We start from the raw sequence: 22,096 nt of genomic DNA, 5'->3' as shown, positions 1-22,096 counted from the left end.
TGGGGACACGGCGCCGGCAATTTTTCAGCTGAGAGAGCAATCGAGGATTCAGAGCAATCCTAAACAGAGCAAGCTGAGCTTGAGGAGAAGCAGTGCATCGCCGCGGCGGCAGCCGGACTCCCTCTCCCGCTTGCGGGGGAGGGCTGGGGTGGGGGAAACAAACGCACCCCTCGCACGCCGGGGGCAATCAGTTCTCGCTCCTGTTCTTCCTAACAGCTGTTGCGACGAAGCCGTGTTAGCTGGCTTTCGCTGAAGATCGCCTCTACGCCTTTAGGCGGCCCTTTCGCAACGCCCGGCAAGCAACTAGATTGAGTTGACATAACCGCGCAGCGCAAGCGCCAGGTGGATTTCATGACCACACTGTTTATCAACCATCCTGCCTGTCTCGAGCACGACACGCCCTATGGTCATCCGGAGCGCGCCGACCGGCTGCGCGCGGTGAACCAGGGACTGGCGGAAGCGCGCTTCAGTGCATTGCAGCGCAGCGAAGCGCCGGAAGCCGATCTCGACACCATCGCGCTGTGCCACACCGATCATCACATCGTCGAACTGCGGCAGATGTCGCCGCAGACCGGGCTGATCTTCGTCGACAGCGACACCTCGATGTCGCCGGGCACCTGGGAAGCCGCGTTGCGCAGCGTCGGCGGCGCGGTGGCGGCGACCGACGCGGTGATGACCGGCCAGGTCCACAACGCCTTTGTGGCGACGCGGCCGCCCGGTCACCACGCCGAGATCGGCAAGCCGATGGGGTTCTGCTTCTTCGGCAATGCAGCAATCGCCGCGCGCTATGCGCAGCGCAAATACGGCATCGGCCGCGCCGCGGTGGTGGATTTCGACGTCCACCACGGCAACGGCACTCAGGAAATCTTCTGGGGCGACAAGACCGTGATGTATTGCTCGACGCATCAGATGCCGCTGTTTCCCGGCACCGGGGCGGTCGGCGAGCGCGGCGAGCACGACAATATCGTCAACGCGCCGCTGCAATCCGAGGACGGCACCGCGAAATTCCGCGCCGCGTTCGACGACCTGATCCTGCCGCGGCTGACGGCGTTCGCGCCGGAATTGATCGTGATCTCGGCCGGGTTCGACGCGCATTGCCGCGATCCGTTGGCCAGCCTCAACCTGCAGACCGAGGATTTCGCCTGGGTGACGCAGAAGCTGATGGACGTCGCTGATTTGAGCGCCGGCGGGCGTATCGTCTCGGTGCTGGAAGGCGGTTATGATTTGCAAGGCTTGCGGGAATCGGTGAATGCCCATGTCGGCGCCCTGATGGGCTCATGAATTTCGCCCCAATCCGGCTTTAGGGCTGCCCCCCGTAACCGGTTTCCCAAGCCACTCCGGCGCGCCCGGAGACGATCGCATTCAGGATGACCCCATGGCCGACGCCGCCACCGACGTGAAGAAGCTGACCTTCGAGCACGCCATCGAGGAACTGGAATCCATCGTCAAGCGGCTGGAGGACGGCAAGGTGCCGCTGGAGGAGTCGGTGGCGATCTACGAGCGCGGCGAAGCCTTGAAGCGGCGCTGCGAGGAGCTGTTGCGCACCGCGGAGGCGAGAGTCGACAAGATCACCACGGATTCCAGCGGCGCGGTCACCGGCACCACCCCACTCGACGTCGAGTAAAGCAACCGCGCCGTCCCACGGCCGCGGCGCCGTCATCCTGAGGCGCCCGAGCAACGCGAGGGCCTCGAAGGATGCGGCTGCGCGCGATGTGGCCGCCACCTCCCTCGCAGCCCATCCTTCGAGACGCCCGGCTTCGTCCTTCGGACTTCGCCGGGCTCCTCAGGATGACGGCGACCTTGCAGAACACGTTGAACAGCACTTTTGCCTCGCCGCATTCCCGCCACAGATCGCCTGCCCAGGCCGCGTGCAGCCGCGGCGGGCGGCCGAACGCGACCCGTATTCTGCAGCGCGGCGCAACCCAGCCCCGCGCTGCTCCAAATCTCCACAATCTGTGACTAAAATCCCACGGTTCCCTGTTACTGCTGGCAAAAATGCCACAACTTTCGTCTCCCCGACCAAGGAGCAATGCCCGGGCGGTTGGCTTTGGGGGGCGCATTGTGTAAAGGTATGGGCTTATGCGCTGGCCGCCCCGATCAAAAAGGTGGCAGCGATTATGATCGCCGTGTGAAAGAATGCCGCCGCCAATGTGATGATCACAGCCGCGGCGGGTCAACCGTTGTAGGCTTCGATCGGGGTTCTCTTTGTTTAGGGGCCGGTTTGGGTGGCTCTTGCCGAGCAGACGCCGTGACAGCGCCGCTGTTGCAGCACCCTTGCCGACCATTCGTCACCGGGGCGTCACATCCCCCTTATTGAGACTGGAATATCGCCGTGTCCGAATTCAGTAAAACGCCGCTCCTCGACACCATTCGCACCCCCGCCGACCTGCGCAAGCTCCGCATTGACCAGGTGCGACAAGTGGCCGACGAATTGCGTCAGGAAACCATCGAGGCCGTGTCGGTCACCGGTGGGCATTTCGGCGCCGGCCTCGGCGTGGTGGAACTGACTACCGCGATCCATTACGTGTTCGACACCCCGCGCGACCGGCTGATCTGGGACGTCGGGCATCAGGCCTATCCGCACAAGATCCTGACCGGGCGGCGCGACCGCATCCGCACGCTGCGCACCGGCGGCGGCCTGAGCGGCTTCACCAAGCGCACCGAGAGCGACTACGATCCGTTTGGCGCCGCGCACTCCTCGACCTCGATTTCCGCCGGCCTCGGCATGGCGGTGGCGCGCGACCTCGCCGGCGGCAAGAACAACGTCATCGCGGTGATCGGCGACGGCTCGATTTCCGCCGGCATGGCCTATGAGGCGATGAACAACGCCGGCGCGATGAATTCCCGGCTGATCGTCATCCTCAACGACAACAACATGTCGATCGCGCCCCCGGTCGGCGCGATGTCGGCCTATCTGTCGCGGCTGTACTCCGGCAAAACCTACCGGACGCTGCGCGAGGCCGGCAAGCAGATCGGCAAGCATTTGCCGAAGCTGATCGCCGACCGCGCCGCCCGCGCGGAAGAGTATTCCCGCGGCTTCATGATGGGCGGCGGCACGCTGTTCGAGGAACTCGGCTTCTATTACGTCGGCCCGGTCGACGGCCACAATCTCGACCACCTGCTGCCGATCCTGCAGAACGTCCGCGACGCCGACACCGGCCCGTTCCTGATCCACGTCGTCACGCAAAAGGGCAAGGGCTACGGCCCGGCCGAAGCCGCCTCCGACAAGTATCACGCGGTGGTGAAGTTCGACATCGCCACCGGCGCGCAGGCCAAGGCGAAGTCCAACGCGCCGTCGTACCAGAACGTGTTCGGCCAGAGCCTGGTCAAGGAAGCCCAGAAGGACGACAAGATCGTCGGCATCACCGCGGCGATGCCGTCCGGCACCGGCATCGACATCTTCGAAAAGGCGTTCCCGACCCGCACCTTCGACGTCGGCATCGCCGAGCAGCACGCGGTGACCTTCGCGGCGGGTCTCGCCGCCGAGGGCTACAAGCCGTTCTGCGCGATCTACTCGACCTTCCTGCAGCGCGGCTACGACCAGGTGGTGCACGACGTCGCGATCCAGAGCCTGCCGGTGCGCTTCGCGATCGACCGCGCCGGGCTGGTCGGCGCCGACGGCGCCACCCATGCCGGATCGTTCGACAACGCCTTCCTCGGCTGCCTGCCCAACATGGTGATCATGGCGGCCTCCGACGAGGCCGAGCTGGTGCACATGGTGGCGACGCAGGTCGCGATCAACGACCGCCCGAGCGCAGTGCGCTATCCGCGCGGCGAAGGCCGCGGCGTCGAGATGCCGGAGGTCGGCATTGCCTTGGAGATCGGCAAGGGCCGCATCGTCCGCGAGGGCAACAAGATCGCGCTGTTGTCGTTCGGCACGAGGCTCGCCGAATGCGAAAAGGCCGCCGACGAACTCGCCACGCTCGGGCTCTCCACCACCATCGCCGACGCCCGCTTCATGAAGCCGCTCGACGTCGAGCTGGTGCTGAAGCTCGCCCGCGACCACGAGATCCTGCTGACCATCGAGGAAGGCTCGATCGGCGGCTTCGGCAGCCATGTGATGCAGACGCTGGCCGAGCACGGCATGCTCGACGGCGAGGTGCGGATGCGCTCCTTGGTGCTGCCCGACGAGTTCATGGACCACGACACCCCGACCGCGATGTACGCCCGCGCCGGCCTCGACGCCAAGGGCATCGTCAAGAAGGTGTTCGAAGCGCTCGGCAAGGACGCCAAGACCGACACCGTGAAGCTGGCGTAAGCCGGGTTCGGATCCGAAAGACGCCCGCGCTGCGGCGCCACATCCTCTGAGCCGTCATCCTGAGGCGCTCGCCCGCTTGGGCGAGCCTCGAAGGATGCGGCCGCGAGTGCCCGCGGCCCATGCTTCGAGGCCCTCGCTGCGCTCGGGCACCTCAGCATGACGGCGTGGGTGTTGCGAGGCGGCGTCGCGTGCCGTGCTATGATCGCGAGCGATGCGCCTCGCCGGATAACTCCCCGATGTTGATCTATCTCGCCGGTCCCGACGTGTTTCTGCCGGACGCCGCCGAGATCGGCCGGCGCAAGCAGGCGATCTGCGCCCGCCATGGCATGACCGGGCTGTACCCGCTCGACAACGCGTTCGACGCCGCCGCGCCGCAGCTGTCGCTGAGCATCTTCCGAAGTAACGAGGCGATGATGCTCAAGGCGCAAGCGATCGTCGCCAACCTCACCCCGTTCCGCGGCCCCAGCGCCGACGCCGGCACGGTCTATGAGCTCGGCTTCATGGCCGGGCACGGCAAGCTCTGTCTCGGCTATTCCAACGACCCCTTGCCCTACCCGAAGCGCGTCGCGGCGCGCGGCGCGGTGAGCGCGCGTGACGGCGTGCTGCGCGACGCCCACGGCCATGTGGTGGAGGATTTCGGCCTCGCCGACAATCTGATGATCGCGCATGCGCTGGATCTGCATGGTTGCGCGCTGGTCACGCCGCAGCACGCACCTGATGATCTGTGGCAGGACCTCGCAGCCTTCGAGGATTGCGTGCGGTTGGCGGCGGCGCGGCTGTTGCCGACGCAGGCGTCGCGATGACCGTGCCGCGCAAAAAACGCGCCGACGTCCTGCTGGTCGAGCGCGGGCTGTTCGAGAGCCGCGCCCGGGCGCAGGCGGCGATCGAGGCCGGGCTGGTGTTCGCCGACGGCAAGCTGGTCGGCAAGGCGTCGGAGGGCGTCGCCGCCGACGCCGAACTGCAAGCCGCGCCGGCGCATCCTTACGTGTCGCGCGGCGGCGTCAAGCTCGCCGGCGCGCTGGAGCGTTACCCGATCGAGATCGAAGGCCATGTCTGCCTCGACGTCGGCGCCTCCACCGGCGGCTTCAGCGAGGTGCTGTTGCAGAACGGCGCGCGGCTGGTGTTCGCGGTCGACGTCGGCCACGGCCAGCTGCATGCCTCGCTGCACGGCCACCCCAATCTGGTCTCGATGGAAGGCACCGACATCCGCAGCCTGCAAGGCATGCGGCTGCCGGCGCGGCCCGACGTGGTGGTGATCGACGCCAGCTTCATCTCGCTGAAGGCGGTGCTGCCGGCGGCGCTGGATCTGGCGGCGTCGCCGATGTGGCTGCTGGCGCTGATCAAGCCGCAATTCGAGGCGGCGCGAAAACACTCCAAGCGCGGCATCATCAAGGACGCCAACGTGCACCAGGCGGTGTGCGACGACATCGCCGCCTATGCGGCGTCGCTCGGCTGCAGCGAGATCGCGGTGTTTCCCTCGTCGATCGCCGGCGGCGACGGCAATATCGAGTTCTTCCTCGGCGCGCGGCGGGGCGGTTAGAGCATTCACCTTTGGGGGCGCAGCATTCGACCCAATGCATCCGTCATTCCGGGGCGCGAGCCGCGCAAGCGGCGAGCGAGCCCGGAATCTATAACCCCTGCCCTCGATGATAAGGCCCGACCGTCGACCCTCTTGCCCAGCATGAGATGCTGCGGCGTATGGATCCCGGGCTCACTCACGGCTTCGCCGCTCGTGCCCCGGGATGACGACTGGATTTGCGGTCAAGCGCGACCAACCGTCGCGAGTTCGGCCTTTGTTCGGCCGCAACTTCGGATAGGGTGCGCGGCATGACATCCCCCGGCTTCACCATCGCCGCCGGCGCCAGCGCGCCGGCGCGTTCGTCTGCGTGGCGCATCGAGATCGGCGAGACGCTGTGGCTCGCCGCGCCGATGGCGCTGACCCAGCTCGGCCAGATCGCGATGATGACCACCGACCTGGCGCTGATCGGCCGGCTCGGCGATGCCGCGATGGCGGCGGCGGCGCTCGCCCATACCGTGCTGTTCATCGCCTTCATGCTCGGCATCGGGCTGGTGGCGGCGGTGGCGCCGCTGGCGGCGCAGGGTTTTGGCGCGCGGGCGCCGCGTCAGGTGCGGGCCTCGCTGCGGATGGGCATCTGGGCGGCGCTGCTCGCCGGGATCCCGCTGACGCTCGTCCAGCTCTATGGCGAACAGCTGCTGCTGGCGCTCGGCCAGCACTCCGACACCGCGCAATTGGCCGGCCGCTATCTCGACGGGCTGGCCTGGTCGCTGGTGCCGTCGTGGATCTTCATCGCACTGCGCGGCTTCATGGGCGCGGTGAACCGCCCGGCGCCGGCGCTGTGGATCATGCTGGCCGCGGTGCCGATCAATGCCGCGCTGGCTTACGCGCTGATCAACGGCGCGCTGGGGCTGCCGCGGCTGGAGATTTTCGGCGCCGGTCTCGCCACCGCGCTGGTCTCGGTCGCGATGTGCGGCGCAGCGCTGCTGGTGTGTTACGGCTGCCAACCGTTTCGCAAATACCGCGTGCTGGCGCAGTTCTTTCATCCGCATTGGCCGCTGCTGCGGCGACTGCTGGCGCTCGGGCTGCCGATCTCCGGCGCCTCGGCGCTGGAATACGGCGTGTTCGGCGCCGCCGCGCTCTTGATGGGCCGGATCGGCACCAGCGCGCTCGCCGCGCATCAGATCGCGCTGCAGATCGCGGCGATCCTGTTCATGGTGCCGCTCGGCATCTCGCTCGCCGCCACGGTGCGGGTCGGCCATGCGGTGGGCCGCAACGATGCGGCCGGCGCCCGCCGCGCCGGCTTCGTCGCCATCGGGCTGGGACTGTTGTTCATGGCGGCGATGACGCTGCTGGTGGCGCTGACCCGCCGGCAGATCCCGCAGCTGTTTCTCGGCGACAGCGCGGCAGCCACCGAGACCACGCGGATCACCGCCGCGCTGCTGGTGGTGGGAATCAGCTTCTTCATCGCCGACGGCCTGCAGGTGGTCGCCAACGGCGCGCTGCGCGGCCGCAACGACACCAAGATCCCGCTGTTGTTCGCGGCCTTCGGCTTCTGGGCGATCGGATTTCCCTGCAGTTACCTGCTCGGCTTCAACGCCGGGTTCGGCCCCGCCGGGGTGTGGAGCGGGCTGTCGATCGGGCTGGCGATCTACGCAGCACTGCTGGTGTGGCGCTTCCACCGGCTGACGCTGCCGCCGCGCAACTTCCCCGCGGTCTGATTGCGGCTTTACGCGCTGCCGGCTGCGGGCTATCGCAAGCCATGACGGAAACGCTGATCATCGACCATGTCGGGCACCGCGGCGACGGCGTGGCGACGCAGCGCGGCGAAGCGCTGTATGTGCCCTATACGCTCGGCGGCGAGACCGTCGAGGTCGACGCCGTCGCCGGCCATCCGGATCGCCGGGTGCTGCTGCGCGTGGATCAGCCGAGCGCGGAGCGGATCGCACCGTTCTGCAAACATTTCGGCGTCTGCGGCGGCTGCGCCATCCAGCATTGGCAGGCTGAGCCGTATCAGGCCTGGAAGCGGCAATTGGTGATCGCCGCGCTGGCGCAAGCCAAGATCGATTGCGAGGTGGCGCCGTTGATCGACGCCCACGGCGCCGGCCGCCGCCGCATCACGCTGCACGCCCGCAAGGGCACCCATGAGGTGCTCAAGGTCGGCTTCACCGCCGCGGGCAGCCACGACATCGTGCCGATCGATGCCTGCCCGATCCTCGATCCCGGGCTCGACGGCGCGCTGGAAGCCGCCTGGGCGCTGGCCGAGGCGCTGATCGAGACCGGCAAGCCGCTCGACATCCAGGTCACCGCCGCCGACAACGGGCTCGACGTCGATATCCGCGGCTCCGGGCCGCTGCCGTCGAAGCTGATCGCGGCGCTGTCGCGGCTCGCCGAGCAGCACAAACTGGCGCGGCTGACCCGGCACGGCGAGTTGGTGCTGATGCGCAAGCCGCCGGTGATCAGCATCGGACCTGCGCATCTGACGCTGCCGCCCGGCGCCTTCCTGCAGGCCACCGCGGCCGGCGAAGCAACACTGGCGGCATTGGCGATCGAGCGCTGCGGCAAGGCCAAACTGATCGTCGATCTGTTCTGCGGCGTCGGGCCGTTCGCGCTGCGGCTGGCGGCGAAGGCCAAGGTGTTGGCTTACGACAGCGAGCCGGCGGCGATCGCCGCGCTGCAGGCCGCGGCCAAGACCCCGGGGCTGAAGCCGCTCACTGCCGAAGTGCGCGACCTGTTCCGCCGGCCGCTGGTGACGCAGGAACTGCGCGACGTCGACGCCGTGGTGTTCGATCCGCCGCGGCAGGGCGCGCAGGCGCAGGCGGAAAAACTCGCCGCCGGCAAGGTGGCGACCGTGGTGGCGGTGTCGTGCAACGCTGCCACCTTTGCCCGCGACGCGCGGATCCTGATCGACGGCGGATATCAGATCGGCACGGTGACCCCGGTCGATCAGTTCCGCCATACGCCGCATGTCGAACTGGTGGCGAAGTTTTCCAAGAAGTAAGCGGCGGACCTTAACGCGCCTGCCCCGGACGCGACGCAGAACGCCGCGCAGCGGCGTGGTGCGACGCAGATCCGGGGCCATTCCAAGCGCAGCCTTTGCAACGGTCCCGGCTCGCGACGCCGCGCAAGGCGGCGGCCTCGCGTCCGGGACACAGCTGTCGACCTCATCACAGCCCGCGAGCGCCCTCTTCCTGAGCTTACTGCAATGACTCCGTCATCCTGAGGTGCCCGAGCAACGCGAGGGCCTCGAAGGATGGGCCACGGGGGCGCGGAGCCCGGCCACGCGTGACCGCATCCTTCGAGACGCCCGGCTTCGCTCTTCGAGCTCAGCCGGGCTCCTCAGGATGACGGCGTTGGACTTGTTGCGCGCATGGCTGCGCGCTTTGAAGCCCCTCACCGTCCCCACCTGTCCTGCCAGATCCGCTCGCCGACCATGCACGACACCCGCGGCTCGGCGGGCGTTTGCTCCGCCACCGGCACCACGCGATGCTCCGGCACCCGGCCGGCGACTTCCATCACCAGCTTGGTGTGGATCGCCTCCTTGAATTTGTCGCGGTGCTTGATAGTGACGACGAACGATCCGGGCCCGCCGATCACGCAGTCCTCGTAGTAGTAATCGAGATTGTCGATATCCATCGTCGAATAGGACGGCTCCTTCACCATGATCGGCAGGCCGTTGATGATGATGCCCTTCTCCAGCGCGGCGTCGCGCGCCATGGTGACCGGCATGCCGTTGTTGTTGGGGCCGTCGCCGGAGATGTCGATCACCCGGCGCAGCCCGTGATAGGGATTGTCCTCGATCAGCGGGATCGCGAAAGCGATCGCGCCGGAGATCGAGGTGCGCGAGGCGCGCCTGATCGGCGATTTGAGGATTTCGGCGGCCACCGCGTCGGCGGATTCCGGGCCGTCGATCACCACCCAGGGAATGATCAGCTTCTGGTCGCCGGAGGCCGCCCATTCGAACATCGTCACCGCGATCTTGCCGGTCGGGCCCGACTTCAGCGCCTGCAGGAATTCCTTGGAGACGATCGCCTGGGCGTAGCCTTCGCGCTGCAGCGCCAATTCGTCGAGATCCATCGAGTAGGAGACGTCGAGCGCCAGCACCAGTTCGACGTCGACCGGCTTGAGCTCCTCGCCGGCCGCGGGCACCGGCGGCGAGGCGGCGGGCGCGGCGACGCCGGCGACGTCGCCGGAGATCAGCGCCGCGGCGATCAGCGCGGTCGCCGTCGCGATCGAGACACCCCAGCGCATCCGCGGTCCTCCCGTCGTCGGACGCGATGCTCGCGCCGGCTCCGATGGTGACACGGCAACGAAAATGCGAAAGGCGCGAAACCCCTGTTCCCGTTCACAATCCGGTTAGCGCGCCACCGTGCTCGATCAGGACGGCGGGCGGGCGGCAGGGCCGGGGCCCGGTTTCGCCGCGCCGCGCAACGCGGTAAACTGCCTGGCCGGCCAAAACTAGCCGGGCACCACATCGATGAGCGCGCGCATGAGTCCCGTCGACGTCGCACCGCGAACCAAGGTCAAGCCGAAGACCGAGCGGCCGAAGCTGCACAAGGTAATCCTGGTCAATGACGACTACACGCCGCGCGAATTCGTGGTGCGGGTGCTGCAGGCGGAGTTCCGCATGACCGAGGACCAGGCCCACAAGGTGATGATCACCGCGCATCAACGCGGCGTCTGCGTCGTCGCGGTGTTCACCAAGGACGTCGCGGAAACCAAAGCTACGCGAGCGACCGACGCCGGCCGCGCCAAAGGCTATCCGCTGTTGTTCACCACCGAGCCGGAGGAGTAGCGGCGCGACCGGCTCTTTGCAGACCGCTGATACACACGCGCCGTCATCCTGAGGCGCCCGAGCGCAGCGAGGGCCTTGAAGGATGTACCCCGAGCGAGGCGGCTGCACCATCGAGCGACACGGCGCGCAGCCGCATCCTTCGAGACGCCCGGCTTCGTCCTTCGGACTTCGCCGGGCTCCTCAGGATGACGCCGTGCGGGTGGCAAGAGTGCCGCGACGTGGGCGCGTCGCTGGGACCCAGACGACGCGGCTGCCCTACCCGCCGATCTGGCCGCGGTGGCGGATCAGGTGATCGGCGAGCACGCAGGCGACCATGGCTTCGGCCACCGACACCGCGCGGATGCCGACGCAGGGGTCGTGGCGGCCCTTGGTGAGAATGTCGGTGTCGTGGCCGTCGCGATCCACGGTCTTGCGCGGCGCCAGGATCGAGGAGGTCGGCTTCACCGCAAACCGCGCCACCACCGGCTGCCCGGTGGAGATGCCGCCCAAAATGCCGCCGGCGTGGTTCGACAGGAAGCTCGGGCCATCATTGCCGGCGCGCATTTCGTCGGCGTTCTGCTCGCCGGTGAGTGCTGCGGTGGCGAAGCCGTCGCCGATCTCGACGCCCTTCACCGCGTTGATGCTCATCAGCGCCGCGGCGATGTCGGTGTCGAGCTTGGCGTAGATCGGCGCGCCCCACCCCGCCGGCACGCCGTCGGCGACCACCTCGATCACCGCGCCGATCGAGGAGCCGTTCTTGCGGATGCCGTCGAGATAGTCCTCGAAGAATTTCGCCTTGTCCTTGTCCGGGCAGAAGAACGGATTGTTGCCGACCTCCTCCCAATCCCAGTTGTCGCGGTCGATCTGGTGCGGCCCCATCTGCACCAAAGCGGCGCGCACGGTGATGCCGGGCACCACTTTGCGGGCGATCGCACCGGCGGCGACGCGGGTCGCGGTCTCGCGCGCCGAGGAACGGCCGCCGCCGCGATAATCGCGGATGCCGTATTTCGCCTCATAGGTGAAGTCGGCGTGGCCGGGGCGAAACTTGTCCTTGATCTCGGAATAGTCTTTCGAGCGCTGGTCGGTGTTCTCGATCAAGAGCGCGATCGGCGCGCCGGTGGTGACCTGCAAGCCGCTCTGCGGATGCACCATCACCCCGGACAGGATCTTCACCTGGTCGGCTTCCTGGCGCTGGGTGGTGAAGCGCGACTGCCCCGGCCGCCTGCGGTCGAGGTCGCGCTGGATGTCGGCCTCGGTAAGCGCGATCAAGGGCGGACAGCCGTCGACCACGCAGCCGATCGCCACGCCATGGCTCTCGCCGAAGGTGGTGACGCGAAACATGTGGCCGAAGGTGTTGAACGACATTTTGGGGCGCCTGGTCGCGGGAGATGACAGACAACAGTGGCGTCGAAGGTCAACGCGCGCTTGTCGTAACGCGGGGCGCCAGATGGGTCAAACGACCGGCTTAGCCATGAAGATGACGGCGCTGCCCCGCGGTCTCTTCTCTCCTCCCTTATGAGAGAGGATGGCGTCGCAAACTGGAGCGAGGCGCCTCTTCTCCCCTCCCCCTTGCGGGGAGGGGGCGGGGGTGGGGGTCTCCGAGCACAGCGTCGGTATCGAGAACTTGCTTACGTCGGCTTGTGCATCGGAAAATGTGATGAAGCTTGAGCGCTGCGACGTGTGGACCCCCACCCCCGACCCCTCCCCGCAAGGGGGGAGGGGAGCGCGCTGCCGTTGCGGCTGCGGGAGTGTTTCACACGAAGGCGCACACCCCACCTTCACCAGCCGAAGCTCAAGGCGTTCGCGGCAAGCTCCGCGAAGTGCCGCGCCCCTTAACTGATCGAACTCAACCGCCGCTCAGCTATAAATCTCCAGCCCGCCGTCGCGGAACACGTAGACTGCGCCTTGCACGATCGGGCCTTCGATCGCCAGCGTCGGGGTGGCGAGGCCGAGCGCCACCATCAGGGTGCGCGCGGTGCCGACATGGCCGACCACCACGGTGTCGGCTTCGAGCGAATTCGCCCAGTCGGCGACCAACGGCAGCCGGCTGGCGTAGCTCTCACCGCCGAGCGGCGCCACGCTCCAGCGGTCGGCGAGCCGCGCCGCATAGATCTGCGGATCGGATTTCTCCATCTGCGGCAGCGTGAAGCCTTCCCAGTCGCCGTAGCAGATCTCGCGCAGCCGATCGTCGACCGCGTAGTCCGCCGGCGAAAGCTGCAGCGCGCCGCGCAGCAGCTCCATGGTGAGCCGGGCGCGGCCCAAAGGGCTCGCCACGAACGCCAGCTCGGCCGGCGTGCGTCGTTCGCGGGTCAGCAAGTCCCCCAGCATGTGGCCCGCCGCGGCGGCCTGGGTGCGGCCGATGTCGTTGAGCGGAATGTCCTGGGTGCCTTGGAAGCGGCCGGTGGCGTTCCAGTCGGTTTCGCCGTGGCGGACGTAGTAGATGGTCGGCATTTCTAAATGGCTCGGGTTCGAATGAGCCGTCCCCCCGAGGAGCGGCGCAGCCGCGTCTCGAAGGGCACGGCGGTTGGGTGGCGTCAGTCCTTGCTCGCCAGCGAAATATCCGGCGCGTCGGGGCGCTTCATGCCGACCACGTGGTAACCGCAATCGACGTGGTGCACCTCGCCGGTGACGCCGCGCGACATCCCCGACAACAGATACACCGCGCTGTCGCCGACCTCGTCGATGGTGACGGTGCGGCGCATCGGCGAATTGTACTCGTTCCACTTCAGAATGTAGCGGAAGTCGCCGATCCCCGAGGCCGCCAGCGTTTTGATCGGCCCGGCCGAAATCGCGTTGACCCGGATGTTCTTTTCGCCGAGGTCGGCGGCGAGATAGCGCACGCTGGCCTCCAGCGCCGCCTTGGCGACACCCATCACGTTGTAATGCGGCATCCACTTTTCGGCGCCGTAATAGGTCAGCGTCAGGATCGAGCCGCCGTCGGTCATCAGCTTTTCGGCGCGCTGCGCGATCGCGGTCAGCGAGTAGCAGGAGATCAGCATCGACTTGGAGAAATTGTCGGCGCTGGTGTCGACATAGCGGCCGACCAGCTCGTCCTTGTCGGCGAACGCGATGGCGTGCACCACGAAGTCGATCTTGCCCCATTTCTCTTTCAGCACGTCGAACACCGCGTCGATGGTCGACGGATCGGTGACGTCGCAATGCCCGAGCAGGATGCCGCCCAATTCGGCGGCGAGCGGCTCGACCCGCTTCTTCAGCGCGTCGCCCTGCCAGGTCAGCGCGATCTCCGCGCCCTGGGCGCGACAGGCCTTGGCAATTCCCCAGGCGATCGAACGATTATTGGCCACGCCGAGCACCACGCCACGCTTGCCCTGCATCAAGCCCGTAAAGTCAGCCATTCCGTCTCCGATCGCCGGGCGCATGATCCGGAAAGTGCATCCGGTTCTCGGAAAAGATCATGCGCAAACAAAAATCTAGAGCGGGATGACTGGTCCGGGACCGGCCGCCGTGCTCTAGCGGCTGTGGAGGTACACCAGCGAAAGAGGCCGGTACAGCCCAAAACTGCCGCAAAATCCCCTGATTCGATGCTGTCGGGACTTCCCGGAATAGGCTCTTCGTCGCGGGGTTAAGCAGACGGGCCGTGGCCCGCAATCAACGGTAATACCGGAATGGCAGGCGTGGCGGCTGAGGTGCTCCGCCTCGTCGAATTACTAAGGCCAACATTGATGTGCCTCAACATCGCACCGCAAGTTGGAATGAAAATAACGTCGCGTTCGATCCGCCGGTCGACCGCACGCGGCCTTGGCCGGGGTGACGCGCTGATCCCCCGGTCGAGGCCGTAACCTGTATTGCCTGCTTTGATGAAGAGCGTGTGCCCCGGACGCAACGCAGTGCGCCGCCCTTGCGGCGTGGTGCGCTGCAGAGCCGGGGCCGTTACGGAACGCGGCGCTTGCAACGGTCCCGGCTCGCGGAGCAGCGTAAGAACGCTGCTCGCGTCCGGGACACCACCTCATGGACGAGCAACCGCGCGGTCGCCCCCGTGCGCGCCCGCGCTTCAGCCCAAATCGCTGCGCGGATGGTAGGGGCGATGATCCCGCCATTTTTCCATCAAGGCTTCCAGCTCGGCGTCGTGGCCGTCCGGCAGCACGATCTTGGTAGAGCGTGTGCCCCGGACGCAGTGCAACGCGCCGCTCTTGCGGCGTGGTGCGCTGCAGAGCCGGGGCCGTTACGGACCGCGGCGCTTGCAACGGTCCCGGCTCGCGGAGCAGCGTAACAACGCTGCTCGCGTCCGGGACACGAGGCTCATTGACGAGCCCCGCGCGGTCGCCCCCGTGCGCGCCCGCGCTTCAGCCCAAATCGCTGCGCGGATGGTAGGGGCGATGGTCCCGCCATTTTTCCATCAAGGCTTCCAGCTCGGCGTCGTGGCCGTCCGGCAGCACGATCTTGGTGGTGACGAACAGGTCGCCGGCGGCGCCGCCCTGCTTCGGGATGCCCTTGCCCTTGAGCCGGAAGATCCGCCCGCTGGAGGTGTTTTTCGGCACCGACAATTCGATCGCGCCGGTCAGCGTCGGCACCCGCACCTTGCCGCCGAGCACCGCCTCGTACAGCGTGATCGGCAGCTCGACCCGCAGGTCGTTGCCGTCGACCTTGAAGAATGGATGGCTGGCGATGCTGACGGTGATCAACAGGTCGCCGGGGCGATGGCCGGGGGCGCTCTCGCCCTGGCCCTTCAGCCGGATCTGCTGACCCGAGGTGACGCCGGCCGGCACCTTGACGTTGAGCTCCTTGCCCGACGGCAGCCGCACCCGCTTCTCGACGCCCTTGACCGAATCTTCCAGCGATACCGTCATCGACACGGTGAGGTCGAGATCGGCCGCCAGTCCTCCGGTGTCGAAATCGAACGCCTGGCCGCCGCGCGGCCCGCGGGCACCGCCGGCCGCGCCGCCGAACATGCTGTTGAGGATGTCCTCGAAACCGCCGCCGCCGCCGCCGAAGCCGCCGGGGCCGCCCGGACCGGTGCGGAAATTGTGCTGCTCGAAGCCGCCGCCGGGCGACGCGCCGCGCCCGCCGCGGCCGCCGCCGGGAAAGCCTTGAAAGCGCGGCTTGCCCTCGGCATCGATCTCGCCGCGATCGAACTGCTTGCGCTTGACCTCGTCGCCGATGATCTCATTGGCGGAATTGACCTCGGAAAACCGCGACGCGGATTTCGGGTCGTTCTTGTTGTTGTCCGGGTGATGCTTCTTGGCGAGTTTGCGATAGGCGCTCTTGATGGCCGCAGCGCTGGCATCTCGCTGCACCCCCAGGACCTCATAGGGGTCGCGCATCCGTCTCGTCTCCTTCGAGGAATTCAAACCTGGCAGATTCGGGGCCGAAGCCCCAGCTGCCCTTCATCTGGGGTCTTCGTGTCATTTTTGCAACTGGATTCGGTGCCGATCGCGGCGTGCTCAGCTCTTTCGCCAAGGCTTTAATGTATGAATTTCCCAGTGGCCGGAGGCGGTGCGGCAGCCGGCGCCCTGCAGCCAGCTTTCGCTGCGGTCCTTGACATAACTGGCGAGAAAATCCCGGCAGGAGCGGCCGTCGGTGGAATAGACCGAGGCCAGCGGCGTCACCGAGCCGCGCGCCCCGGTCGAGGGATTTTCCCAGGGCTGGCTGGAATCCTTGTCGCCCTTGGTCAGCACGTCGGAGGCGGCGTTGCGCGCCAGCGCGAGGTCGGCTTCGGTCGGCCCGTCATTGCTCGACGATCGGGTCAACGAACGGATCGAGCCGGTGAAGTCGGACGACCCATCCATCTGCGCATAGGCGGCATCGTTGTGCGACAGGCTGCAGCCGCCGACCCCAAAGCCGATTAGAATGGTTGTTAGCAGGATCGCCGGCGGCCCGATCGCCGATAGGCCAACGCGTCGCCGTGTCCTATATAGGTCGGACCCCGACCGGGGCCACAGCGCCTTCTTGGCCGCGGTAACGAACAACTCGGAACTCCTCGCATGAGCGATGCAACCTCCATCAAACACCCAAGCGGGTTAACGTCCGGTGATTTCACCGCCGCCGAGGAGCCATTCGCGCTGTTCGCCGAATGGTTTGCCGAGGCGTCGGGGTCGGAGCCGAACGATCCCAATGCGATGGCGCTGGCCACCGTCGACCCCGACGGGCTGCCCGACGTCCGCATGGTGCTGATGAAGGGCTACGATTCCCACGGTTTCGTGTTCTACAGCCATATCGCCAGCCAGAAGGGCCGCGAACTCGCCGCCAATCCCAAGGCGGCGCTACTGTTTCACTGGAAATCGCTGCGCCGCCAGGTGCGGGTGCGCGGGGCCGTGACGCCGGTCAGCGACGCCGAGGCCGACGCCTATTTCGCCACCAGGTCGAAGCAATCGCAGATCGGCGCCTGGGCCAGCAAGCAATCGCAACCGTTGGAAAGCCGCTTCGCCTTCGAACAGGCGATCGCCGGCGTCGCCGCCAAGCATCTGATCGGCGCGGTGCCGCGGCCGCCGGGCTGGAGCGGCTGGCGGGTCACCCCGGCGCGCTTCGAGTTCTGGCACGACCGGCCGTTCCGGCTGCACGACCGCATCGAATTTCGCCGGGACACCCCGGACCATCCCTGGACCAAGACAAGGCTGTACCCATGAGCCCCGAGACTCCGAAAGCTAGGCCGGCGACCGCGCTCGCCGACAGCAACGCGCCGCGCCGCACGCTGCTGCTGACCGGCGCCAGCCGCGGCATCGGCCACGCCACCGTGATCCGGTTTTCCAGCGCCGGCTGGCGCGTCATCACCTGCTCGCGGCATCCGTTTCCGGAGGAATGCCCGTGGGGCGCGGGTCCCGAGGACCACATCCAGGTCGATCTCGCCGACCGCGCCGACACCGTGCGGGGAATCGCCGAAATCCGCGAACGGCTGGACGGCGGACAATTGCACGCCCTGGTCAACAACGCCGCGATCTCGCCGAAGGCCGCCGGCGGCGGCCGGATGGGCTCGATCGACACCGAGATCGACACCTGGGAGCAGGTGTTCCGGGTGAATTTCTTCGCGCCGATCATGATGGCGCGCGGGCTGATCGAGGAATTGAAGGCCACCAAGGGCTCGGTGGTCAACGTCACCTCGATCGCGGGCTCCCGGGTGCATCCGTTCGCCGGCGCCGCCTACGCCACCTCGAAGGCGGCGCTGGCGTCGTTGACCCGCGAGATGGCCTCGGATTTCGGCCATGTCGGGGTGCGGGTCAATTCGATCGCGCCCGGCGAGATCGACACCTCGATCCTGTCGCCCGGCACCGACAAGATCGTCGAGGAACAGATCCCGCTGCGGAGGCTCGGCACCCCGGACGAGGTCGCGAAAATCATCTACGTGCTGTGCACCGAGACCTCGTCCTACGTGAACGGCGCCGAGATCCACATCAACGGCGGCCAGCACGTGTAGTTGCGGGCGTCGCTGGGCTTGCGAACGCGGTCGCTTGCGACGCGATTGACGTCGCGGAAGCCCGCTCACCTCTCCGCGTCATGGCCGGGCTTGTCCCGGCCACCCACGGAAACAGGCAAGACTCGCTTGTGGGCGTGGATGGCCGGGACAAGCCCGGCCATGACGTCGCAGGTTCAGTGCGCGATCCTGAACGCAGCATACTGAGCGATGCTGCGCGCCTACACCGTCGCGGCGATGAAGGCACGCCAGCCGCCGTAATGCGAGATGTCGAGCGCGCCGGTGATGGCGATCGGCTCGACCAGGAAGCCCTTCGCCAGCGAGCCGTCGGCGAGCCGCACGCTGCCGATCGACAACGGCCGCGGGATCGCCGCGACGAAGCGGCCGAACGCAGCCTGCGACAACGCCCACACCTCGACCGCGATCGCGGTGCCGCTGCCGGCCTCGACCCGCAACATGCCCGGCTTCGGCGGCACCGAACCCGGCAACGCGTAGAGCTGATAGTCCGGCGCGGTGTCGGTGGCGCGCAACAGCCGCGCATGCAGCGCCTGCAATTCGCCGTTCAGCGCCATCCCCGACAGATGCGCGCCGACCACCACCAGCGCGATCTCGTCGGCGCCGAGCTGCGGCTCCAGCGCGGCGAGCGGCGGCTGCGGCAGTTGCGAGGCGCCCATAGGTAGTTGCGTGTCGGCATGAAACAGCCGGCCGAGGCCGGCCAGCCGCGCGTCCTGCCCGGCCGGCGCCAGCAGCGTGACGCCGAACGGGATGCCGTCGTCGCGGATCGTCGACGGCAGCGCCAGGCCGCACAGATCGAGCAGGTTGACGAAGTTGGTGTAGATGCCGAGCCGGCTGTTCAGCGTCACCGGGTCGGCCGCGAGCTCGGCCACCGTGTAGGCGGTCGGCGCGGTCGGCAATAGCATCGCGTCGATCTGCTCGAAGGTTTTGGCGCTGCGCTGGCGCAGCGCCTGCAGCCGATACAACGCCGCGAAGCTGTCGGCGCCAGTAACATTGGCGCCGGCCTCGATGATGCCGCGGGTCACCGGATACACCGCGTCGGGATTGGACTGCAAAAGCTCGCGGATCACCAGATAGCGCTCGGCCACCCACGGCCCCTCATAGAGCAGCTTCGCGGTCTCGTCGAACGGCGCAAGATCGAATTCGACCGGCGTGCAGCCGAGTGCCACGAAGCGCTGCAGCGCGGCCTGATAATCGCGCTCCGACTGCGCATCGCCGAAGAATTGCAATTGCCCGGCGCGCGGCACGCCGAGCCGCAGCGGGGCGGCAAACGGGCCGTGCTGCGGCAGCGGCAGCTTGCGCGAATAGGCGTCGGCCTCGTCGTAACCGGCCAACGCCTGCAGCGCGATCGCCGCATCGTCGACGGTCAGCGCGAAGATCGAGACGCAATCCAGCGTCCGACAGGCCGGCAGCACGCCGGCGGTGGAGATCAGCCCCAGGGTCGGCTTCAGCCCGACGATGTTGTTGAGCATCGCCGGCACCCGGCCGCTTCCGGCGGTGTCGGTGCCGAGCGCCAGCGGCACCAGCCCGGCCGACACCGCGACCGCGGAGCCGGAGGACGAACCGCCCGGCACCAGATCGTCGCGCATCGCGTTACGCGGCACGCCATAGGGCGAGCGCACGCCGACGAGGCCGGTGGCGAACTGATCGAGATTGGTCTTGCCGATCACGATGGCGCCGGCGGCGCGCAGTTTCGCCACCACGGTGGCGTCGCGCGCCGGCTGAAACGCAAACGCCGGACAGGCCGCGGTGGTCGGCAGGCCCAACACGTCGATATTGTCCTTGATCGCCACCGGCACGCCGAACAGCGGCAGCGCCGCGGCGTCCTTGCCGCCCAGCGCCTGGGCTTCGGCGATCGCCTCGGCCTCGTCGCGCAGGCTGATGAAGATCGACGGATCGTTGCGCTCGCGAATTCGGCGATAGCTGCGCGCCACGGTCTCGGCGGGGGTGGTGGTGCCGGCGCGATGCTCGGCGACGAGGTCGGCGATGGTCTCAGCCACGGGTACGCTCCGCCGCCGTGGAGACAACGGGCATCGCCCGATCGGCGCGGGTGGGATCTGTCAAACGCTGCAAGGCAAACTCCGGAAACCACAGGACGGGACACCGGCGGCCTGCGCCGCGCGGCGCCGCAGCATAGCCAGCGCGATCCGGTGCGTCACCCCGATTGTGCAACAATGCGGGACGGCGGGCGGCACAACGAACGTGACCGCCTGCGCTTGGTCTCGGCTGACTCCACCCCGCAGGCGCCGTCATCCTGAGGTGCCCGAGCATCGCGAGGGCCTCGAAGGATGCGCCGCAAGCACCCGCGGCCCATCCTTCGAGACGCCCGGCTTCGCTGCGCTTCGCCGGGCTCCTCAGGATGACGGCGGGGGGCGGTTAGCGAACGCGCGGCGGGGAAGTTTTTCGGCCGCCGGGGCGCGGCCTTGCAAATCATAAATTTGTGCAGCCGAGACGTTCAATGCTCTCGGCTTTTTGCGCGTCATCGCATCCCGCACCGCGGAACGTTTCGGTTTTGCAACGTTTAGCCCCGCGACTTTTCGCAGCGGACACGGAACCAGATCGATGCCGCCCTTCGGTGAACTGAAGCTATCGCGACGCCACGTATTAATGGCAACCGCCGGCACGCTGGCGCTCGGCGCCATGCCCGGCCATGCCAGAGCCCAGGACCTCGGCCGACCGACGCCGCCGCTCGCGGTCGGCGCGCCGTCGCTCGCCAACGTCTCGTTCACGGTGAACGGAGTTTCGCACCAACTCGATCTCGATACCCGCACCACCTTGCTCGACGCGCTGCGCGAGCATCTCAATTTGACGGGATCGAAGAAAGGCTGCGATCAGGGGCAATGCGGCGCCTGCACGGTGATCGTCGAAGGCCGCAGGATCGCGTCCTGCCTCAGCCTCGCGATCATGCATCAGGGCGACGCCATCACCACCATCGAAGGCTTGGGCACGCCGGACAACATGCACCCGATGCAGGCCGCCTTCGTCAAACACGACGGCTATCAATGCGGCTATTGCACGCCGGGTCAGATCTGCTCGGCGGTCGCCGAGCTCGACGAAATCAAGGCCGGCATTCCGAGCCATGTCACCGCGGACCTCGAAGCGATGCCGCAGCTGACCAACGCCGAGCTACGCGAGCGGATGAGCGGCAACATCTGCCGCTGCGGCGCCTATTCCAACATCGCCGAAGCGATCAGCGACGTCGCAGGGAGGCCGGCATGAAGCCGTTCAGCTACGAGCGCCCGAACTCGCCCGCGGCAGCGGCCGCAGCAGCAGCCCGGGTCGATGGCGCGAAATTCGTCGCCGGCGGCACCAACCTGTTGGATCTGATGAAGCTGCAGATCGAAACCCCGAAGCACCTGATCGACGTCAATCGGCTCGGGCTCGACAAGATCGAAGCGACCTCCGACGGAGGCTTGCGGATCGGCGCGCTGGTGCGCAACACCGATCTGGCGGCGGATCACACGGTGCGGCGCGACTACGCCGTGCTGTCGCGCGCGCTCCTGGCCGGCGCCAACGGCCAGTTGCGCAATCAGGCCACCACCGCCGGCAACCTGCTGCAGCGCACCCGCTGTCCGTATTTCTACGACACCAACCAACCCTGCAACAAACGCCGGCCCGGCAGCGGCTGCGGCGCGCTGCACGGCTTCAGCCGCCAGCACGCCATCGTCGGCGTCAGCGACGCCTGCATCGCCACCCATCCGAGCGACATGGCGGTGGCGATGCGGCTGCTCGACGCCACCGTGGAAACCGTGAGCGCCGGCGGCGCGGAACGGCGGATTCCGATCGCGGACTTGCACCGGCTGCCCGGCGACACCCCGCAGATCGAAACGTCGCTCAATCCCGGCGAACTGATCACCGCGGTGACGCTGCCGAAACCGCTCGGCGGCAAGCAGATCTATCGCAAGGTGCGCGACCGCGCGTCTTTTGCGTTCGCGCTGGTCTCGGTCGCCGCCATCGTGCAGCGCGATGGCTCGGGGCGCGTCGCGCTCGGCGGCGTCGCCCACAAGCCGTGGCGCGTCGAGGCCGCGGACAGCGAGATGCCGCGCGGCGCTAAGGCGGTCACCGCGCAACTGCTGGCCGACGCCAGGCCGACCGAACAGAACGCATACAAGCGGCCGCTGGTCGAGCGCACGCTCGGCGCCGTGCTGGCCGAAGCGAAAGGTTGAG

General features: G+C 67.5%; 19 protein-coding genes and 1 pseudogene. 12 read left to right on the top strand and 8 right to left on the bottom strand.

All coding sequences use genetic code 11. From position 1 onward, the window contains the following. Positions 1-351: 351 nt before the first annotated feature. From RPC_RS05785 to RPC_RS05755, 7 genes are all read left to right on the top strand, one after another. Positions 352-1,281: a histone deacetylase family protein gene (locus RPC_RS05785; protein WP_011471619.1), complete on the top strand. Its 930-nt coding sequence runs from the start codon at positions 352-354 to the stop codon at positions 1,279-1,281. Positions 1,282-1,375: 94 nt separating this feature from the next. Continuing rightward, the gene (locus tag RPC_RS05780) at positions 1,376-1,624 is read left to right on the top strand and encodes an exodeoxyribonuclease VII small subunit (RefSeq protein ID WP_011471618.1); all 249 of its coding nucleotides are present in this window, start codon (positions 1,376-1,378) and stop codon (positions 1,622-1,624) included. A gap of 708 nt (positions 1,625-2,332) precedes the next feature. Next, the gene (gene dxs / locus RPC_RS05775) at positions 2,333-4,258 is read left to right on the top strand and encodes a 1-deoxy-D-xylulose-5-phosphate synthase (RefSeq protein WP_011471617.1); all 1,926 of its coding nucleotides are present in this window, start codon (positions 2,333-2,335) and stop codon (positions 4,256-4,258) included. A 236-nt stretch (positions 4,259-4,494) separates the two neighbouring features. Next, complete coding sequence (locus RPC_RS05770) at positions 4,495-5,061, top strand: nucleoside 2-deoxyribosyltransferase (RefSeq protein WP_011471616.1); 567 nt, start codon at positions 4,495-4,497, stop codon at positions 5,059-5,061. Beyond that, entirely contained in the window at positions 5,058-5,798 is a 741-nt protein-coding gene (locus RPC_RS05765) for a TlyA family RNA methyltransferase (RefSeq protein ID WP_011471615.1), read from the top strand. Before RPC_RS05770 ends, RPC_RS05765 begins: the two co-directional genes overlap by 4 nt. Positions 5,799-6,085: 287 nt before the next feature. Further along, the gene (locus tag RPC_RS05760) at positions 6,086-7,495 is read left to right on the top strand and encodes an MATE family efflux transporter (RefSeq protein WP_011471614.1); all 1,410 of its coding nucleotides are present in this window, start codon (positions 6,086-6,088) and stop codon (positions 7,493-7,495) included. Between the two features lie 41 nt (positions 7,496-7,536). Beyond that, positions 7,537-8,775: a class I SAM-dependent RNA methyltransferase gene (locus tag RPC_RS05755; RefSeq protein WP_011471613.1), complete on the top strand. Its 1,239-nt coding sequence runs from the start codon at positions 7,537-7,539 to the stop codon at positions 8,773-8,775. Between the two features lie 392 nt (positions 8,776-9,167). On the opposite strand, the gene RPC_RS05750 is transcribed toward RPC_RS05755, so the two are convergent. Next, on the bottom strand, positions 9,168-10,025 hold the full coding sequence (locus RPC_RS05750; protein ID WP_011471612.1) for a DUF1194 domain-containing protein: 858 nt from the start codon (positions 10,023-10,025) through the stop codon (positions 9,168-9,170). A 238-nt stretch (positions 10,026-10,263) separates the two neighbouring features. Between RPC_RS05750 and clpS the strand changes: the two genes are divergently transcribed. After that, complete coding sequence (gene clpS, locus RPC_RS05745; protein WP_041802504.1) at positions 10,264-10,569, top strand: ATP-dependent Clp protease adapter ClpS; 306 nt, start codon at positions 10,264-10,266, stop codon at positions 10,567-10,569. 255 nt (positions 10,570-10,824) lie between these two features. Here clpS and aroC read toward each other — a convergent pair whose 3' ends face one another. The 6 genes and pseudogenes from aroC to RPC_RS05720 all read right to left on the bottom strand — a co-directional run bounded on the left by aroC (position 10,825) and on the right by RPC_RS05720 (position 16,475). Then, on the bottom strand, positions 10,825-11,913 hold the full coding sequence (gene aroC, locus RPC_RS05740; RefSeq protein ID WP_011471610.1) for a chorismate synthase: 1,089 nt from the start codon (positions 11,911-11,913) through the stop codon (positions 10,825-10,827). 492 nt (positions 11,914-12,405) lie between these two features. Next, a complete protein-coding gene (locus RPC_RS05735; protein WP_011471609.1) occupies positions 12,406-12,999 on the bottom strand; it encodes a histidine phosphatase family protein in 594 nt (197 codons plus the stop codon). 83 nt (positions 13,000-13,082) lie between these two features. Further along, complete coding sequence (fabI, locus tag RPC_RS05730; RefSeq protein ID WP_011471608.1) at positions 13,083-13,904, bottom strand: enoyl-ACP reductase FabI; 822 nt, start codon at positions 13,902-13,904, stop codon at positions 13,083-13,085. A 656-nt stretch (positions 13,905-14,560) separates the two neighbouring features. Next, positions 14,561-14,665 (bottom strand): annotated as a pseudogene (locus RPC_RS26730) (J domain-containing protein); the annotation flags it as partial. Between the two features lie 187 nt (positions 14,666-14,852). Then, on the bottom strand, positions 14,853-15,830 hold the full coding sequence (locus RPC_RS05725) for a DnaJ C-terminal domain-containing protein (protein ID WP_011471607.1): 978 nt from the start codon (positions 15,828-15,830) through the stop codon (positions 14,853-14,855). A 120-nt stretch (positions 15,831-15,950) separates the two neighbouring features. Beyond that, positions 15,951-16,475 carry an RT0821/Lpp0805 family surface protein gene (locus RPC_RS05720; RefSeq protein ID WP_011471606.1) on the bottom strand — a complete coding sequence of 175 codons (525 nt, stop codon included), beginning with the start codon at positions 16,473-16,475 and terminating at the stop codon, positions 15,951-15,953. 15 nt (positions 16,476-16,490) lie between these two features. On the opposite strand from RPC_RS05720, the gene pdxH reads away from it, so the two are divergent. Both pdxH and RPC_RS05710 read left to right on the top strand, forming a co-directional pair. Continuing rightward, positions 16,491-17,132, top strand: a complete 642-nt coding sequence (pdxH, locus tag RPC_RS05715; protein ID WP_011471605.1) for a pyridoxamine 5'-phosphate oxidase — start codon at positions 16,491-16,493, stop codon at positions 17,130-17,132. Further along, a complete protein-coding gene (locus RPC_RS05710) occupies positions 17,129-17,917 on the top strand; it encodes an SDR family NAD(P)-dependent oxidoreductase (protein ID WP_011471604.1) in 789 nt (262 codons plus the stop codon). Before pdxH ends, RPC_RS05710 begins: the two co-directional genes overlap by 4 nt. A 218-nt stretch (positions 17,918-18,135) precedes the next feature. On the opposite strand, the gene atzF is transcribed toward RPC_RS05710, so the two are convergent. Beyond that, positions 18,136-19,929, bottom strand: a complete 1,794-nt coding sequence (gene atzF / locus RPC_RS05705; protein ID WP_011471603.1) for an allophanate hydrolase — start codon at positions 19,927-19,929, stop codon at positions 18,136-18,138. 562 nt (positions 19,930-20,491) lie between these two features. Here atzF and paoA point away from each other — a divergent pair. Both paoA and RPC_RS05695 read left to right on the top strand, forming a co-directional pair. Next, on the top strand, positions 20,492-21,148 hold the full coding sequence (paoA, locus tag RPC_RS05700) for an aldehyde dehydrogenase iron-sulfur subunit PaoA (RefSeq protein ID WP_011471602.1): 657 nt from the start codon (positions 20,492-20,494) through the stop codon (positions 21,146-21,148). Beyond that, positions 21,145-22,095, top strand: a complete 951-nt coding sequence (locus RPC_RS05695; protein WP_011471601.1) for an FAD binding domain-containing protein — start codon at positions 21,145-21,147, stop codon at positions 22,093-22,095. Before paoA ends, RPC_RS05695 begins: the two co-directional genes overlap by 4 nt. Position 22,096: the final 1 nt, after the last annotated feature.

The organism is Rhodopseudomonas palustris BisB18 (genome assembly GCF_000013745.1).
Lineage (GTDB): Bacteria > Pseudomonadota > Alphaproteobacteria > Rhizobiales > Xanthobacteraceae > Rhodopseudomonas_A > Rhodopseudomonas_A palustris_F.
Note: the sequence above shows the minus strand (reverse complement) of the source record. Positions and strands in the feature narration are given on the sequence as shown.

Bases quoted from the DNA above. Each gene is read 5' to 3' on its own strand.
- RPC_RS05710 (WP_011471604.1), top strand. From the start codon at position 17,129: ATGAGCCCCGAGACTCCGAAAGCTAGGCCGGCGACCGCGCTCGCCGAC.
- clpS (WP_041802504.1), top strand. From the start codon at position 10,264: ATGAGTCCCGTCGACGTCGCACCGCGAACCAAGGTCAAGCCGAAGACC.
- RPC_RS05765 (WP_011471615.1), top strand. From the start codon at position 5,058: ATGACCGTGCCGCGCAAAAAACGCGCCGACGTCCTGCTGGTCGAGCGC.
- fabI (WP_011471608.1), bottom strand. From the start codon at position 13,904: ATGGCTGACTTTACGGGCTTGATGCAGGGCAAGCGTGGCGTGGTGCTC.
- RPC_RS05770 (WP_011471616.1), top strand. From the start codon at position 4,495: ATGTTGATCTATCTCGCCGGTCCCGACGTGTTTCTGCCGGACGCCGCC.
- paoA (WP_011471602.1), top strand. From the start codon at position 20,492: ATGCCGCCCTTCGGTGAACTGAAGCTATCGCGACGCCACGTATTAATG.
- RPC_RS05695 (WP_011471601.1), top strand. From the start codon at position 21,145: ATGAAGCCGTTCAGCTACGAGCGCCCGAACTCGCCCGCGGCAGCGGCC.
- aroC (WP_011471610.1), bottom strand. From the start codon at position 11,913: ATGTCGTTCAACACCTTCGGCCACATGTTTCGCGTCACCACCTTCGGC.
- RPC_RS05725 (WP_011471607.1), bottom strand. From the start codon at position 15,830: ATGCGCGACCCCTATGAGGTCCTGGGGGTGCAGCGAGATGCCAGCGCT.
- RPC_RS05750 (WP_011471612.1), bottom strand. From the start codon at position 10,025: ATGCGCTGGGGTGTCTCGATCGCGACGGCGACCGCGCTGATCGCCGCG.
- RPC_RS05735 (WP_011471609.1), bottom strand. From the start codon at position 12,999: ATGCCGACCATCTACTACGTCCGCCACGGCGAAACCGACTGGAACGCC.
- RPC_RS05780 (WP_011471618.1), top strand. From the start codon at position 1,376: ATGGCCGACGCCGCCACCGACGTGAAGAAGCTGACCTTCGAGCACGCC.
- RPC_RS05755 (WP_011471613.1), top strand. From the start codon at position 7,537: ATGACGGAAACGCTGATCATCGACCATGTCGGGCACCGCGGCGACGGC.
- pdxH (WP_011471605.1), top strand. From the start codon at position 16,491: ATGAGCGATGCAACCTCCATCAAACACCCAAGCGGGTTAACGTCCGGT.
- RPC_RS05760 (WP_011471614.1), top strand. From the start codon at position 6,086: ATGACATCCCCCGGCTTCACCATCGCCGCCGGCGCCAGCGCGCCGGCG.
- RPC_RS05785 (WP_011471619.1), top strand. From the start codon at position 352: ATGACCACACTGTTTATCAACCATCCTGCCTGTCTCGAGCACGACACG.